This is a genomic window from Nocardia sp. (assembly GCF_025465275.1).
Taxonomy (GTDB): domain Bacteria; phylum Actinomycetota; class Actinomycetes; order Mycobacteriales; family Mycobacteriaceae; genus Nocardia.
Genome location: NZ_JAODNK010000025.1, coordinates 24,897 through 41,044 on the forward strand (window position 1 = coordinate 24,897; position 16,148 = coordinate 41,044).

Consider the following 16,148-nt stretch of genomic DNA (forward strand, 5'->3'; position numbering starts at 1 on the left):
AGCCGACCACTCGGTCCACAGCGACGGCTGTCCGGACCCGGCTGCCAAGAGTCGCCGAGGCCACCGATCGCGCTCTCCTAGCCGCCCACGCCACCGGCGAGCGGCACGCCTTCGCCGAACTATTACGGCGCCATCGCGATCACCTCTGGCAGACCGCCATGCGCGCCTCCTACACGCCCGAGGACGCCGCCGACTCGCTGCAGGACGCCCTGCTCTCCGCCCACCGCGGCGCCGGCGCCTTCCGCGGCGACGCCGAGGTACGCAGCTGGTTGCACCGCATCGTGGTGAACGCCTGCCTCGATCGCATCCGTCGCAACAAACTGCGGCGCACGGTACCGTTATCGGACGAGTCGTTGCTCGAACCCCTTTATGCCCGCGACGATTTCGCGAGCCTGGAGGCCGGACTTGTCATCGACGCAGCATTGTTCACGCTGCCCGCCGAACAGCGCACCGCGCTCGTCGCCGTGGAGCTCGAAGAACTGTCGATCGCGGAAGCCGCAGCGCTGCTCGGAGTTCCGGCCGGAACCATCAAGAGCCGGTGCGCCCGCGGCCGGCGACGACTCGAAGAACATCTGCACTCGATGAACACCTGAATCCGCTGCGAAGCAAGCAGGATAGCGGGAACCGGATTGCACTCCGGTGCGTCAAAAACTAAGACAGGTCTGCGAATTCCCATATCGGGTCCGATCTGGAGGGGCGATGAACGAGGACTACGCAGGAGGACCAGTGGCAGCAGGGACGATTCCCCGGCCGCCGTACTCCTCCGAGCTGCTCGCCGATCTGCACGCCGGGAACGTCCCGGCAGACCTGTCCGCCCAGCTGTGGACGCAGGTCCGCCGCGATCCGGACGCCATGCACTACCTGCGCTCCCTGGACCAGGTGAACACCCGCCTGCGCGACCTCGGCCGCGACGAGCACATCGCACACCCCATGCCCATCGCCATCACCGCACGCCTGGAACTAATGATCGACAATCTCGCCGCCACCGACCTGGACGCCAGCGATCGAGTGGCCACCGTGCACCGCCTCCCGGTGCCCCGCCAATCCACCCATCCCGCACCGCCTTCCACCGCACCCATGCCGGTGCTGAACGGTTCGGCCATCTTCGATACCGGGCGGCTGGACCCCCGCGATCTCGACGACCTCGTCCCCGAGGAGTCCGAGCCGGAGTTCGATCTCACGCCCGGGCCCGCCCCGGCGACCGAGCGGTTCTCCAATCGGCTCCGCTGGCTCACCGCGGCCGCGGCCACCGCAGCCATCACCGCGGGAGCCGTGGTGGCCGTGGATGCCGTACAGACCCGCACCGGGGCGCCCACTGCCGCGCAGCCCACCGCCGATATACCGCTGGCGGCGGACCTTCCTCCCACTGTGGTGCTCGCCGCCATGGGCCACCATGACATCAGCGGGCCACTCGCAAGCGGCACCGCGCTATCGAGCTGCTTGCAGGCCGCCGGCCTCGAGCGCTCGGTACTCGGGTCGCGTAGCGTCGTCTACGGCGGCAAGCAGGCCGTTCTCGTGCTGCTCGCGGGCCCGCACGCGCCGCAGATCACAGCCGCCGTGCTCGACAACGGCTGCGGACCGGGGAACCCGCAGGTACTGGCCAGCGCCGATATCGGCTGACGGCCGGCCGTTGCTCCCATCCACCGGTGTGGATGGGAGCGCCACCGCCTACCCCGGGCCCCCTGGGAACAACAGCGTTTACGCTGTGGTTGACCGACATGCCTGTTTCACAACTGCCTCGGAGGACCCTTTGAGTACCGCTGTTCGCGACCTGATCATCGTCGGTTCCGGACCGGCCGGATACACGGCGGCTGTGTACGCGGCGCGTGCGGAACTCCAGCCGATCCTCTTCGAAGGCACCCAGTTCGGTGGCGCCCTCATGACCACCACCGAGGTCGAGAACTTCCCCGGCTTCCGCGGCGGCATCATGGGCCCGGATCTGATGGAGGAGATGCGCGAGCAGGCCAAGCGATTCGGCGCGGATATCCGCACCGAGGACGTGGACGAGCTCGACCTCTCCGGTCCGATCAAGAAGGTCACCGTCGGCGATGAGGTATTCGAGGCGTACGCCGTGATCCTCGCCATGGGTTCGGCGGCCCGCTACCTGAACATCCCCGGTGAGCAGGAACTGCTCGGCCGCGGTGTCAGCGCCTGCGCCACCTGCGACGGCTTCTTCTTCAAGGGCCAGGACATCGTGGTGGTCGGCGGCGGCGACTCGGCCATGGAGGAGGCCACCTTCCTCACCAAGTTCGCCTCCAGCGTCACCATCATCCACCGCCGCGAGGAATTCCGGGCCTCCCGCATCATGCTGGAGCGCGCCAAGGCCAACGACAAGATCCGTTTCCTGCTGAACACCGAAGTGACTGCGGTGCACGGTGATTCGGCTGTCACCAACCTGAGCATTCGCGACACCCGCACCGGCGAGACCTCGCAGCTGCCGGCCACCGGCCTGTTCGTCGCCATCGGCCACGACCCGCGCAGCGAACTGGTGCGCGGCCAGGTCGAGTTGGACGGCGAGGGCTACGTCCAGGTCGACGGCCAGTCCACCTACACCTCGCTGCCGGGCGTCTTCGCCGCCGGCGACCTCGTCGACCACACCTACCGGCAGGCCATCACCGCGGCCGGGACCGGCTGCCGCTCGGCCATCGACGCCGAACGCTGGCTCGCCGACCAGGGCGACATCACCAGCAACACACTCGATCACGCCGGTCACTCGGTGGAATCGAACACTGCGGTAATCAGTAACTAGAAGGAGTCACCATGTCGGACGCCAAGACCACCGCCACGAAGACCGTCACCGACGCCACCTTCGCCCAGGACGTGCTGGCCAGCGAGAAGCCCGTCCTGGTCGACTTCTGGGCCTCCTGGTGCGGCCCGTGCAAGATGGTCGCCCCGGTGCTCGAAGAGATCGCCGCCACCCACTCCGACAGCCTGACCATCGCCAAGGTCGACGCGGACGCGAATCCGGAGGCCTCGAAGGACTACGGCATTCTGTCGTTGCCTACCATGGTGCTGTTCCAAGGGGGCAAGGAGATCAAGCGGATCGTCGGCGCAAAGGGCAAAGCGGCCCTTCTGCGCGAACTCGAGGGTGTTATCTGACGACGCGCCGTACGATGCCTGCACTCGACAGTTGCCGAAATCTGGTCCGGGTCTGAGAGAATCGACCAGCGCTCCGGTCATGCGAAGGTGTGAACTTTTGCATGAGTGGGTACCCGGGTTGGCGGAAGGAAAGGGCTCTTACGCATGCACCGACTTCGTCACGGCGATACTGGACCAGCCGTAGCTGAGATTCGGAGCACCCTCGCAAGTCTCGGATTCCTGCACTCTCACCCGAATGCCGAGCCCGGCAACGGTAGTGGCGAGTACTGGAAGAACGTAGAAGCCACCTTCGACCACGACCTCGACTCCGCGGTCCGCGCGTTTCAGCAGCATCGCGGCCTGCTCGTCGACGGCGTGGTCGGTCCGGCGACGTACCGGGCCCTCAAGGAAGCCTCCTATCGACTCGGCGCCCGCACGCTCATCTATCAGCTGTCGGCGCCGCTGTACGGCGATGATGTCGCCACCCTGCAGCGCCGCCTGCAGGATCTCGGTTTCTACGTGGGCCGGGTGGACGGGTTCTTCGGACCGCACACCCACGAGGGGCTCACCTCGTTCCAGCGCGAGATCGGCCTGGCCGGCGACGGCATCTGTGGTCCGGACACGCTCCGGTCCCTGGAACTGCTGGGAGCCCGTGTCACCGGCGGTAATCCGCATCGCATCGCCGAGGAAGAAGTGGTGCACCGGGCCGGGCCGCAGCTCACCGGCAAGCGCATCGTCATCGATCCGGGCCTGGGCGGTCCCGACAAGGGCGCACCGGTGCCCAGCGAATTCGGTGACGTGTACGAATCGGAGATCCTCTGGGATCTGGCCAGCCGGCTCGAGGGCCGTATGGCCGCCACCGGTATGGAGACGTTCCTGTCCCGGCCGTGGGGTGCGAATCCCTCCGATGCCGAAAGAGCCGAGACGTCAAATACTTTCGACGCGGATCTGATGATCTCGCTGCGCTGCGCGGGCAACCCGAGCACCTCGGCGAGCGGGGTGGCGAGCTTCCACTTCGGCAATTCGCACGGGTCCACCTCGATGATCGGGCAGGTGCTGGCCGGTTTCATCCAGCGTGAGATCGTGGCGCGGACCTCATTGCAGGACTGCCGGACCCACGCCCGCACCTGGGATCTGCTGCGCCTCACGAAGATGCCGACCGTACAGGTAGATATCGGCTACCTGACAAGCGATTACGACTCGACGGTGCTCACCAATCCGCGCATGCGGGACGTGATCGCCGAAGCCATCCTCATCTCGGTGAAGCGGCTGTACCTGCTCGGCCAGGACGATCAGCCGACCGGTACGTACACCTTCGCCGAACTGCTCGCCGAGGAAATGGCCGCGGCCGAGCGCATCTGAGTCGCCCTTCGAACCGAAAAACCCCGTCCTCCCGAATACCTCGGGACGACGGGGTTTTCTACTGTCCGGACCCGATCAGAGGGTGATCAGGCGGTTCGGCATGGTCATCGCCGCGGTCGCGAGCAGCTGATCCAGCGCGCGCTCCACGTCTTCCTTCCAGAGGTGGTCGCTGTCCAGTTCCAAGCGCAGGCGCGGGAAACGGTGATGCGGGGCAACCACTTTGAAACCGACCTCCTCCAGGAAATCGGCATCGATCATGCAGGTCTCCGGCGTGCACACGGACGCAGGCGACGGCTTGGAGGACGTACGCGGGGAAGCGGGCGCGATCCGCTCCATGAACATCATGGACCCGAGATCCGCCATCGAGGTGGACGACGGATCCGAGCGAATCCCGAAGGACTCGATGGCTCGCACACCACGACGCACCAGATCGCCCACCACGGCCTGAATCAGCTGCTGGGCTACATCATTTGTCTGATACGGAAATTCGGCCCCCAGCGTGGTCAGCAGGACCGCATCCGGGCTCACCGGGGAGGTGGGGAACAGTCCGGCGCGCGGTGACGAGCTCGGCGGCGAATACAGCGCGCAGCCGGCCGGCTGACCGTCGATCAGCGCGATCTGCCCACACGAGCCCCACTCCAGGAGCACGGTGGACAGCCAGGCCTCCTTTTCGAAGACCGGGTCACTGAATTCACGGGAGTCCGCAGCCACCGCCGGATCGAGCTCCCAGAACACGCACCGCCGGGCATGTGCCGGAAGTTTGTCGAGTCCGCCGAGGGTTAGTGCGGTAACGCTGGTCGACACCGCTCTGCTCAGCCTCCAGCTGTCCGATTCATCCACACTCACGCCGCATCAATATCTGCTCGCCAGCAAGAATAAGCGATCAAAGCAACACGCCTCTCCGGGCCTAGAAAACTCCGGCGTCACTGTGACGTTTCAGCCCCAACCCTCGGGTAGGGGCCCCGAACCTCGGAAATTCTGCTCCGAGAGCTCGGGGGTGGGGGTAGGGCCCCGATTTCGCTCTAAGGCTTGGACTGCTCCATCATGCTGACGATCCGCTCCAGATCATCGATGGAACCGAACTCGACCGTGATCTTGCCCTTGCGTTTGCCGAGCGCCACCGTGACGCGAGTGTCGAAGGATTCCGACAGTCGCTCTGCCACATCCTGCAGCCCCGGCATCTGAATCGGTTTGCGCTTGGCCGCCGGGGGAGTGGCCGCGGCATCCGGGTTCCGATTGGCCAGAGTGACAGCCTCTTCGGTGGCCCGGACCGACATACCCTCGGCCACGATCCGTGCGGCCAGCGCTTCCTGTGCTTCGGCTCCGGCCTCCAGCGCGAGCACCGCGCGGGCATGCCCGGCGGAAAGTACGCCGGCCGCCACCCGCCGCTGCACCGGAATCGGAAGTTTCAGCAGGCGAATCATATTCGTCACGACCGGTCGGGAACGGCCGATTCGCGAAGCCAGTTCCTCGTGGGTGACGCCGAACTCCTCCAGCAATTGCTGATAGGCGGCCGCCTCTTCGAGAGGATTCAACTGCACGCGATGGATGTTCTCCAGCAACGCATCCCGCAGCAGCGACTCGTCCGCGGTCTCTCGGACGATGGCCGGGATGGCGGGCAGGCCCGCCTCCTGGCTTGCACGCCAACGCCGCTCGCCCATGATGAGCTGATACTTCGGGGTCGGCAGGCTCTCCACCTGACGCACCACGATCGGCTGCATGAGGCCGAACTCCTTGATGGAGTGCACCAGTTCGGCGAGCGCCTCGTCCTCGAAAACCTGACGCGGCTGCTTCGGATTCGGCACGATCTGGTCGTGCGGAATCTCCCGGTACACCGCACCCGCATCGGCCGCGTCGGCGCCGTCGACCGGATCCGGAACCCGGTGCAGGAAGGCCGAAGCCGGCTGCGGTCCGATCGGGTCCACGCCGATGACGACATTGGCGGCAGCGCTGCCGAGTCCGCCCGGTGTGGCTGCGGGCCCGGTAGGGATCAGCGCGGCCAGACCGCGTCCCAGTCCACCCTTCTTCGCCTGACTCATCGGTCTACTGACCCCTCTCGTTGTTCACCGCAGCCGAAATTGTCATTACACACCCGATCCCGTATCGGGTAGCAATGCGGGCTCCTGACGCGCCGAGCGGGAAGCCATCTCACGTCCCGCGTCCAGGTAACTCATGGCGCCACGTGAACCCGGGTCGTAGTCGAGCACGGTCATGCCGTAACCCGGGGCCTCGGAAACCTTCACACTGCGGGGGATCACGGCCTTCAGCACGGTGTCACCGAAGTGGTTGCGCACCTCCTCCGCCACCTGATCGGCGAGCTTGGTGCGGCCGTCGTACATGGTGAGAACAACGGTGGAGACATGCAATTCAGGGTTGAGATGTGACTGCACCAGACCGATATTGCGCATCAGCTGACCCACGCCCTCCAGCGCGTAGTACTCACACTGAATGGGGATCAGCACCTCCTTCGCCGCGACGAGCGCATTGACGGTGAGCAATCCGAGCGACGGCGGGCAGTCGATCATGACGTAGTCGATGTCGTATCCGGCGAGATTGGCTTCCTGAATGGCCGTCTTCAACCGGCCCTCGCGGGCGACCATCGAGACGAGTTCGATCTCCGCGCCGGCCAGATCAATGGTGGCGGGGATGCACATGAGGCGCTCATTGTGCGGGCTCTGCTGGATGGCGTCCCGCACCGTGCACTCACCGATGAGCAGTTCGTAGCTCGACGGAATACCGGAGTGGTGGGGGATACCCAGCGCGGTGCTGGCATTGCCCTGCGGATCGAGATCGACGACCAGCACCCGCATACCCTGAATCGCCAGTGCGGCGGCCAGATTCACGGTCGTGGTGGTTTTGCCGACGCCGCCCTTCTGGTTGGCGATGGTGATGACCCGCTGCTCCTTGGGGCGCTGCACCTCCGAGTTCTTGCTGGGATGCAAGACCTGGCTGGCGCGCTGCGCTTCGGCGGCAATGGGCGTCTCGGTGGGGGAGATGTTCCCGAACGGGGTGCGGCTGAACTCCTCCGCGTCGAAGGTCCCGGTATCGAGCATGCCGGGCACTCGGGACGTTGTTTCCCGTGAAACATTCGCCGGACCGTTGGACATACAGGCTCCTAACCCCGAGAACTCAAAGACACGTGGCCGAGCGTGGCAGCAGGATCGACAGCAGGCCGACCGCGCCACACTGCGTTGTCACCGAGATGGTGCGAGGTACGAGATCGATACCCATTCGAAGCCGTTCCCGACTGCCGGGCAGTCGATTTGGAGCCGCTGCCGGGCACCGCGGTCTGCGCTCACACTCGACGTTCACTAGCTTGCCAGTACGGGACACAATACGGAAGTTGAACGGCAATGAACTCCATCCGACACGCTGAAACCGCCGGGCAATCAGCAGATTTCGCACTCGGCCGCACCGGGCGGGGCTGGGCGCATGTTTCCCGTGAAACAACACGGCGCAGCCGGGGACGGAAAGCACGAAGCGGGCGAGACGGCGGGGCTGCCGTCTCGCCCGCTTCGACTCGGGGCGGGGGTGCGACTACTGCGCCGAGAGACTGCCGAGCAGACCGCTGAGGGGGTTGCTCCCGGAGAAACCGGTGCCACCTGGAGTAGTGGGCTGGTTCGTCACTGTGACGGCAATTTTGAACGATCTATATTTCAATTATTCCGGGCGCGCGATTTACGGCGTTCGCTCCGGGGGAGACGCTCGGCGCTGATCACCATCGTGGGGGTCTCCAGGACACCGACTCCGCATTCGAGGACCTCGGCATGGCCCGCGCCCGCCTTGGTGAGATCGGCGCGATCGCGTTCCAATTCCTCGATCGCGCTGATGCCCTTGAGCGCCAGCATTCGCCCGTGATCGTGGATCAGCGGCATGGACCAACCGGCCAGCCGCGCCAGGGGAGCGACCGCGCGGGAGGTGACCACATCCGCGCCGCCCGCTTCCTTCTTCACGCCCGCCTGTTCGGCCCGGCCGCGGACGACGGTGATATCGAGTCCGGCGGCTTCGATGAACTCGGCCAGGAAAACGGTGCGGCGAAGCAGCGGCTCCACCAAGGTGATTCGAAGATCCGGGCGGGCGATGGCGAGGGGGATGCCGGGCAGGCCCGCACCGCTGCCGACATCGACCACGGTCGCGCCCTGGGGGATGAGCTCACCGATCACCGCGCAATTGAGGATGTGCCGATCCCACAGCCGGGGCACCTCACGCGGACCGATCAGGCCGCGCTCCACACCCGCGCCCGCGAGGGCGGTGTAGTAGCGGCGGGCCAGCTCCAGCCGGTTCCCGAAGACCACCGTCGCAGCGGCGGGCGGTTCCGGCTCAGTTGGCATTGCTGCCTGATCGGTCATCTCGGTGCCAGGTTCCACGTGAAACATCCTTCCGAACTGATGACGAACAATCGGGCCGTCTTACAAATGACAAGGGTAGGGCCCCCGGTCTGATCGACGCGGGGGCCCTGCCTCAACAGTGTGCGTGTCACGCGGGGAGAACGACGACCCGTCGGCTCGGCTCCACGCCTTCGCTCTCGCTGATGACGCCGTCGACGGCGGCCACCGCGTCGTGCACGATCTTGCGCTCGAACGGAGTCATGGGGGTGAGCGCCTCACGCTCCCCGGACTCCAGCACCCGCTTGGCCGCCTCGGTGCCGAGCGCACTCAGCTCCTCGCGACGGCCGGCCCGCCAGCCCGCGACATCCAGCATGAGACGGCTGCGCACGCCGGTCGACTGCTGCACGGCCAGCCGGGTCAGCTCCTGTAGCGCGTCCAGCACCTCGCCGCGACGGCCCACCAGTTTGTCCAGATCCTTGCCACCGTCGATGCTCACGATGGCGCGATCGCCGTCGACGTCGAGATCGATATCGCCGTCGAAGTCGAGGACATCGAGCAACTGCTCCAGGTAGTCGCCCGCGATCTCACCCTCTTCGATGAGTGCTTCTTCGGCATCCACCACGGTCTCGGTCGATGCCTCCGCCGCTGCCTCATCAACAGATCCAGCCGGTGCCGCCGTCGCAGCAGTCACAGTGGGGTCCCCTCCGTCTGTTTCAACAGTCATTGTTGTTCCTTCATCTGGAGTTGTCGGCGCAGGGCGCCACGAGAAGATCAGCGGCGCCGCTTCTGGTTGGCGCGACCACGGTTGCCGGACCGCTTCTTGGCCTGATTCGAGTTCGGCTTCGACTGATTCGAGTTCGGCTTGGAGCCGTTCTGCGCGGACTGCGGCGCATCGGACTTCGCCATATCGACCCCGTTGGAGTCGACCACGGGCGCGTCCTCGACAGCCGTCTTCTTACGCGTATCGACCGGCCTGGCACCCGGCTTCGGCGCATTCTGCGCGCGACGCTCCAGGGCAATGTTCTTCTTCTCGTCGTCTTCCTTCTCCATACGACCGAAGACGAGATGCTGCTGCGCGTAGGTCCAGATGTTGTTGGAGACCCAGTAGAGCAGGATGGCGATCGGCAGGAACGGACCACCGACGATGACGCCCAGCGGGAACACGTACAGCGCCAGCTTGTTCATCATGGCGGCCTGCGGGTTGGCGGCGGCCGCCTCGCTCTGCCGCTGCACCGAGGCGCGCGCGTTGAAGTGCGTCGCCAGTCCGGCGATGATCATCAGCGGGATGGAGACGGCCGCGATGGCCACCTTGCTGGGCACGCCGCCGTACTGGGCGAACGACTCCAGCACATTCGCCTTCTCGGTCATGAAGCCCGAGAGGGGAGCGCCGAAAAGCCGTGCCGTAAGGAAGGATTGAACGTCGCCCGCGCTGAAGATGTAGTTCGCGGTGTGCGCATTCTGCTCCGGCGTCATGCCGATCTGACCGATACCGGTACCGGTGCGGTTGAACGAGCGCAGCACATGGAACAGGCCGAGGAAGACCGGCACCTGCAGCAGCACGGGCAGGCAGCCCATGAGCGGGTTGAAGCCGTGATCCTTCTGCAGCTTCTGCATCTCGACCGTCATCTGCTGACGGTCGTTCTTGTACTTCTTCTGCAGTTCCTTGATCTGCGGCTGCAGCTCCTGCATCTGCTTCGTGGTGCGGACCTGCTTGACGAACGGCTTGTACAGCACCAACCGCAGCGTGAATACGAGGAACACCACCGACAGCGCCCAGGCGAACCCGCTGTCCTTGCCGAGCACGAACCCGAAGGCTTGGTGCCAGAACCACAGAATGGCCGACACCGGGTAGTAGATGAAATCGAGCACGGCGTTATGTACTCCCGTCGTTCGTATCGCCGGTCACCGCGGACGATGACCCTTCATAGGCTGCTGCCGCGTGCCGGTGTCGTGAAGCACGTTCCGGTACGGGGTCCCACCCACCAGGGTGCCAGGGCGCGCATTTCGCAAGACGCACGGCTGCCAGTCCGAGTCCGACGAACAGACCGCGCGTGCGCAGTGCGGTGACCGCGTACTCGCTACACGTGGGAGTGAAGCGACATGTCGGCATGCGGGTGGGGGAGATGTAGGTCCGATACAGCTCGATGAGGAATATCAGAGCTTTGGCCGGTAAGCGGGCCGCCGCGCGCAGCGCGTTCATGACTCGCTTGATTCACTGGAAGCCACAGAATCGGCCAGGGTGCCGAGTTTGCGCAGCCCACCACGAATCTGCCGTTCGAGCTCGGCGGAGGAGGCGGCCGCGGCGCCCGGCAGGGCGCGCAGCACGATATCCGTGCAGTCGGGCAGTTCCGCCGCGACGCCTGCACAGATATGACGCAGGCGGCGGGCCACCCGGTGGCGAACCACCGCGTTACCCACCGCCTTGCTGACGATCAAGCCGAAACGCGGACCGCCCACCCGTATGGATGGTTGCGGCCCGCTGGACTGATCGTCGTGTAGCAGTACGTGCACAACGAGATCCCGCTTCCCGATCCGCCGGCCCTGGCGCACCGTCCGGGAAAAGTCGGTACGCCGGTGCAGCCGATACGGCTCAGGCAGCACCGATGCGTCCGGCGCAGTGCGGGTGGAGAAGAGAACGGAAGTCGTTCATAGAGCCGTGCATGGGACCCCACGGCGAGCCGTGCTTACGCCGCCACGGCGAGCCGTGAACAAGCCGCCGCATCCGGGGTTCCGAATCAGGCAGTCAGCTTGTCGCGGCCCTTGCCACGACGCGCCGACACGATGGCGCGACCCGCACGGGTACGCATCCGGAGACGGAAGCCGTGGACGCGCGCCCGACGACGGTTGTTCGGCTGGAACGTCCGCTTGCCCTTGGCCACGGTCAACACTCCTCATAGGTGGGGGCGTCGGTTGACGCCCGAAGTTTTTCGGTGAAACGGTGTTGCAACGCGACGAATCAGATCCATCGGTGCAAATACCCTTGTCGGCACGGGCAGCACACAGCCGCCACCGCACCATAGGGTGACTGTAGAAGGGTACTGATCTGCTGGACGAGGGTCAAACTCGGGGGTAGGGACCGGACAACTGATCTCGTAAGGTCCGGGTAACTCCCGGGGTACCCCCAAAATCGGTTCGGCTCCCACCCGGCGGCACGCGTGCCCAGGTGTCAACGGCTCCCCAGCTGTGCGCCAAAGTTCCGGGGAGGCGGAATGGTGTACGGTCCTTGGCAGACGTCACCCGACCTAGCGTGTAGTTGCCAGCTGATTGCTGAAGAACCGCAGGTCTACGTCCGTTTGGGGGGATTCGACGGGATGCGACACGCATCCCCAGGTTGTCCACATCTGTGGATAATTGTGTGGAAACACCCTTGGAGTGGCATATTCGTGTGGCTGACGGTCCTCGTCGTCGCCCGGTTACCTGGGGGAATCGAGCAGTCGCCGCCCGTCTGCTCCAATCGACATTGCTCCGGGGAGGACTACGTTCGTGGACGACGAGCAGAATGTGCTGACAGCTGTCTGGCCCGAGGTGATCGCCGAACTCGCGAGCGGCTCGGCCGACGGCGAGATCCAGCCGGTCAGCAAGGCGCACAAAGCATGGCTCGGCATCATCGAACCGATCACCTTCGCACAGGGATTCGCCCTGCTCTCGGTACCCGGAACCATGGCGCAGGAGGTGGTGGAACGCGATCTGCGCGAGCCCATTCTGCGGTCCCTGGCCCGCCGTGGACTCCAGGTGGAGGGCCTCGGTGTCCGGATCAGGGCACAGCAGAATTCCCCGGTCGACCGGTCGCCGAACGCACCCCGCCATGCCCGCATGACCTCCCGCCCGGAACGCCCGCGCGAGCCCGATCGGGCGCAGCTGGGCTACCAGCCCGCACCCCCCGCGCAGCCGCCGGCCGAGCGTCCACAGCAGCACTACCAGGAGCGGCCCGAGTATTCACAGCCGCGCTACGCACCCGCGCAGGACTACCCCTCGGAGTACACCGAGCGCGATGCTTATCCACCTGTGGAATTCGGACAGCCACAGATGGCCGAACAGTTGCCGGCACCGCAGCCGGAGCCGCAGCAGCCTCCTCGCCGGCGCGAGAACCACCGGCCACCGGCCATGCCGCCCGGGCAGGAATCGCTGTTCTCGCCGGAGCCCACCCCGCAATTCCAGGAACCACAGCCCACTCCGCAGTTCCAGGAGCAGCAGCAGTTCCAGGAACCGCAGCCCGAGCCCATGCCGGCGCAGCCCACCCGCCGGCCGGTGGACGAGGACCGGGATCGGGACGACGAGCCGGTGGTCAATGCTCGCAACTCGTGGCCGACGTATTTCAACAAGTCGCCCGAGCGGGAGGCGCCGCAGCCGTCCTCGGCCAACAGCCTGAACGCCAAGTACACCTTCGAGACCTTCGTCATCGGCGCCTCGAACCGGTTCGCGCATGCGGCCGCGGTCGCCATCGCGGAGGCTCCGGCCCGCGCTTACAACCCGCTGTTCGTTTGGGGCGCTTCAGGTTTGGGCAAAACGCACCTGCTGCACGCGGCCGGTCACTATGCCCAGCGGCTGTTCCCCGGCATGCGGGTGAAGTACGTATCCACCGAGGAATTCACCAACGACTTCATCAACTCGCTGCGCGACGACCGGAAGGTGGCGTTCAAGCGCCGCTACCGGGAGACCGACATCCTGCTGGTGGACGACATCCAGTTCATCGAGGGTAAGGAAGGTATCCAGGAGGAGTTCTTCCACACCTTCAACACCCTGCACAACGCCAACAAGCAAATCGTGGTGTCCTCGGACCGGCCGCCCAAGCAGCTGGCCACCCTGGAGGAGCGGCTGCGCACCCGCTTCGAATGGGGCCTCATCACCGATGTGCAGCCGCCCGAGCTGGAGACGCGGATCGCGATTCTGCGTAAGAAGGCCCGGATGGATCGCCTGGATGTGCCGCACGACGTCATGGAGCTCATCGCCACGCGGGTGGAGCGCAATATCCGCGAGCTGGAGGGTGCGCTCATCCGGGTGACGGCGTTCGCCTCGCTCAACGGGCAGCCGCTGGACCTGTCGCTGGCCGAGGTGGTGCTGCGGGATCTCATGCCCGACGCCGCCACCATGGAGATCACGGCGTCCACGATCATGGCCGTGACCGCGGAGTACTTCAACACCACGCTCGAGGAACTGACCGGTCCCGGTAAGGCCCGGCCGCTGGCGCAGGCCCGGCAGATCGCCATGTACCTGTGCCGCGAACTGACCGACCTATCCCTGCCCAAGATCGGCCAGGCCTTCGGCCGTGACCACACGACGGTCATGTACGCCGACAAGAAGGTGCGCAAGGAGATGACCGAGCGCCGGCGGGTGTACGACCAGGTTCAGGAACTCACAGCCCGAATTAAACAGCGCTCGCGCTGATCCACAACTAACAGACCCCCACGTCTCCTGACGTGGGGGTCTGCTGTTTTCGGGGCTGTGGATTCCTCGAGTAAACGTTGTGGAATCCTCGAGGAAACTCCTAGTTGTCCACCGGTTCGCTCACAGGGCTCTACTAACAGGGGTGCACAACTAGTAGTGCACAGTTCCCACAGGTTGATTCATCCTCGAGGTCTGACCTGCGCGGATGGGAGTTGTGCCCTGTGGATTCCTCGAGGAGTCCCATGGGAGTCCTCGAGGAAACTGGCAGTTGTCCACCGTTTTGCCCCCATGTGCGCAGGTGCCCCGGAAACCGTGGAGCAACTCGAGGATGACTCGAGGATGAATGTGGAAACTGGCAGTGACTCCACAGCCATCGGCTGTTCATCCTCGAGACACCCTCGAGACATCCACACGCCGCCACACCCTCCGAGCTGCAGAAAGGGGGGAAGTCCACAGATTCCACACCGCCTACTACTACTTCATTTCTCTCTAATTAGAATTCTCTTTTAAAACAGGTGTGTGGAAAGTCGGGTGGGGAGCGAACAGATCGCTGGGATCGCTCCCCGGCTTCATGAACAAGCTAGAGACGCCTGGACGACAAGGGCCGAGCCGCGAACCGGGAAGTCCCGAGTCCTGAGCCGCGACGGGCTGTCCTACGAAATCGGACAGTCGGACCCTCCGACCCGGCGCGCGCAGATCGCGGGTACGGTTTGATGTCGGCCCCCTGTGCGAGACTGCATGGGTTCCAGGGGGAAGTAGCCCCTGAAGAATTCAGTTCACTTACTGCTGGGAGAGGACAGACCGGGCGATGGAGCTTGCAAGCATGAAGTTTCGAGTCGCTCGCGAGGACTTCGCCGAATCCGTAGCTTGGGTGGCCCGCAGCCTGCCGTCGCGGCCTCCGGTGCCTGTGCTCGGCGGTGTGCTCCTCGTGGCCGATGAAGATGGTCTTACCGTGTCCGGCTTCGACTACGAGGTCTCCGCGCAGATGCGGGTGGCCGCCGAGGTCGCCGGACCCGGGCAGGTGCTGGTCTCGGGCCGCCTCCTGGCCGATATCACCAAATCACTGCCCAACAAGCCGGTCGATGTTTCGGTGGACGGCACGCGGGTGCTGATCGCCTGTGGCAGTGCGAAGTTCTCGCTGCCGACCATGCCGGTCGAGGATTATCCCCAGCTTCCCGAACTTCCTCCCCAGACCGGTGAGCTCTCCGTGGATCTGTTCTCCGAGGCTGTCGGTCAGGTCGCCGTGGCCGCGGGTCGCGATGACACGCTGCCCATGCTCACCGGCATCCGGGTCGAGATCGAGGGCCCGAAGGTGGTGCTCGCCGCGACCGACCGTTTCCGGCTGGCCGTACGTGAGCTGGAGTGGAATCCGGGTCGTGCGGATGTGGAGACCGCGGTACTGGTCCCGGCTCGCACCCTGTCCGAGGCGGGTAAGACGCTCGGCTCCTCCGACAAGCCGGTGCAGCTGGCGTTCGGTACCGGTTCCGACGGCCTGCTGGGCATTGTGAACGGCGGTCGCCGAACCACCACGCGCCTGCTCGATGCCGAATTCCCCAAGTTCCGGCAATTGCTCCCCAAGGAGCACACCTCCATCGCGACGCTCTCGGTGAGCCAGCTGGTCGAGGCCATCAAGCGTGTGGCCCTGGTGGCCGAGCGCGGCGCCCAGGTGCGAATGGAGTTCTCCGAGGAGGGCCTGCTGCTCTCCGCCGGCGGTGACGATGCCGGTCGCGCCGAGGAGTGGCTGGAGGCCGACTTCCGCGGTGAATCGCTGACCATCGCCTTCAACCCGGGTTACCTGGTGGACGGTCTGGGCGCGCTGCGCACCGATAAGGTCACCTTCGGTTTCACCACCCCCAGCCGTCCGGCCGTATTCGTGCCGACGCCGGAAGAGGATCCGGCGCAGCTGGATTCGGGTGCCTTCGCGGCGCTGGCCAGTAATTACATCTACCTGTTGATGCCGGTGCGGTTGCCGGGCTGATTCCAGCGCGGGTCGGC

16 protein-coding genes are annotated in these 16,148 nt (G+C 65.4%); 7 read left to right on the forward strand and 9 right to left on the reverse strand.

What is annotated here, in order from left to right; all coding sequences use genetic code 11:
* The first annotated feature begins 41 nt into the window (after positions 1-41).
* The 5 genes from sigM to JWN03_RS05685 all read left to right on the forward strand — a co-directional run bounded on the left by sigM (position 42) and on the right by JWN03_RS05685 (position 4,440).
* Complete coding sequence (sigM, locus tag JWN03_RS05665) at positions 42-593, forward strand: RNA polymerase sigma factor SigM (protein ID WP_297611120.1); 552 nt, start codon at positions 42-44, stop codon at positions 591-593.
* A gap of 133 nt (positions 594-726) precedes the next feature.
* Entirely contained in the window at positions 727-1,620 is an 894-nt protein-coding gene (locus JWN03_RS05670) for a hypothetical protein (protein WP_297610717.1), read from the forward strand.
* 130 nt (positions 1,621-1,750) lie between these two features.
* Entirely contained in the window at positions 1,751-2,749 is a 999-nt protein-coding gene (gene trxB / locus JWN03_RS05675) for a thioredoxin-disulfide reductase (protein WP_297610720.1), read from the forward strand.
* Between the two features lie 11 nt (positions 2,750-2,760).
* Positions 2,761-3,099, forward strand: coding sequence for a thioredoxin (gene trxA, locus JWN03_RS05680; protein ID WP_297610723.1), 339 nt, complete (start codon positions 2,761-2,763; stop codon positions 3,097-3,099).
* Between the two features lie 144 nt (positions 3,100-3,243).
* Positions 3,244-4,440: an N-acetylmuramoyl-L-alanine amidase gene (locus JWN03_RS05685; protein WP_297610726.1), complete on the forward strand. Its 1,197-nt coding sequence runs from the start codon at positions 3,244-3,246 to the stop codon at positions 4,438-4,440.
* A 75-nt stretch (positions 4,441-4,515) separates the two neighbouring features.
* On the opposite strand, the gene JWN03_RS05690 is transcribed toward JWN03_RS05685, so the two are convergent.
* From JWN03_RS05690 to rpmH, 9 genes are all read right to left on the reverse strand, one after another.
* Positions 4,516-5,244 (reverse strand): GNAT family N-acetyltransferase, encoded by a 729-nt coding sequence (locus tag JWN03_RS05690; RefSeq protein ID WP_297610729.1) that lies wholly within the window; start codon positions 5,242-5,244, stop codon positions 4,516-4,518.
* Between the two features lie 218 nt (positions 5,245-5,462).
* On the reverse strand, positions 5,463-6,479 hold the full coding sequence (locus JWN03_RS05695) for a ParB/RepB/Spo0J family partition protein (RefSeq protein WP_297610731.1): 1,017 nt from the start codon (positions 6,477-6,479) through the stop codon (positions 5,463-5,465).
* A 45-nt stretch (positions 6,480-6,524) separates the two neighbouring features.
* Positions 6,525-7,493 (reverse strand): ParA family protein, encoded by a 969-nt coding sequence (locus JWN03_RS05700; protein WP_441342942.1) that lies wholly within the window; start codon positions 7,491-7,493, stop codon positions 6,525-6,527.
* A gap of 603 nt (positions 7,494-8,096) precedes the next feature.
* The gene (gene rsmG / locus JWN03_RS05705) at positions 8,097-8,816 is read right to left on the reverse strand and encodes a 16S rRNA (guanine(527)-N(7))-methyltransferase RsmG (RefSeq protein WP_441342938.1); all 720 of its coding nucleotides are present in this window, start codon (positions 8,814-8,816) and stop codon (positions 8,097-8,099) included.
* 100 nt (positions 8,817-8,916) lie between these two features.
* Positions 8,917-9,492, reverse strand: a complete 576-nt coding sequence (locus JWN03_RS05710; RefSeq protein WP_297610737.1) for a Jag family protein — start codon at positions 9,490-9,492, stop codon at positions 8,917-8,919.
* A 47-nt stretch (positions 9,493-9,539) separates the two neighbouring features.
* A complete protein-coding gene (yidC, locus tag JWN03_RS05715) occupies positions 9,540-10,637 on the reverse strand; it encodes a membrane protein insertase YidC (RefSeq protein ID WP_297610740.1) in 1,098 nt (365 codons plus the stop codon).
* Between the two features lie 4 nt (positions 10,638-10,641).
* The gene (yidD, locus tag JWN03_RS05720) at positions 10,642-10,968 is read right to left on the reverse strand and encodes a membrane protein insertion efficiency factor YidD (RefSeq protein ID WP_297610742.1); all 327 of its coding nucleotides are present in this window, start codon (positions 10,966-10,968) and stop codon (positions 10,642-10,644) included.
* On the reverse strand, positions 10,965-11,369 hold the full coding sequence (rnpA, locus tag JWN03_RS05725; RefSeq protein ID WP_297610745.1) for a ribonuclease P protein component: 405 nt from the start codon (positions 11,367-11,369) through the stop codon (positions 10,965-10,967). Before rnpA ends, yidD begins: the two co-directional genes overlap by 4 nt.
* Before the next feature lie 134 nt (positions 11,370-11,503).
* Entirely contained in the window at positions 11,504-11,647 is a 144-nt protein-coding gene (rpmH, locus tag JWN03_RS05730; protein WP_297610748.1) for a 50S ribosomal protein L34, read from the reverse strand.
* A 604-nt stretch (positions 11,648-12,251) separates the two neighbouring features.
* Here rpmH and dnaA point away from each other — a divergent pair.
* Together dnaA and dnaN are read left to right on the forward strand one after the other, a co-directional pair.
* Positions 12,252-14,153, forward strand: a complete 1,902-nt coding sequence (dnaA, locus tag JWN03_RS05735; protein WP_297610751.1) for a chromosomal replication initiator protein DnaA — start codon at positions 12,252-12,254, stop codon at positions 14,151-14,153.
* A gap of 808 nt (positions 14,154-14,961) precedes the next feature.
* Entirely contained in the window at positions 14,962-16,131 is a 1,170-nt protein-coding gene (gene dnaN / locus JWN03_RS05740; RefSeq protein ID WP_297610753.1) for a DNA polymerase III subunit beta, read from the forward strand.
* The last annotated feature ends 17 nt before the right edge of the window (positions 16,132-16,148 follow it).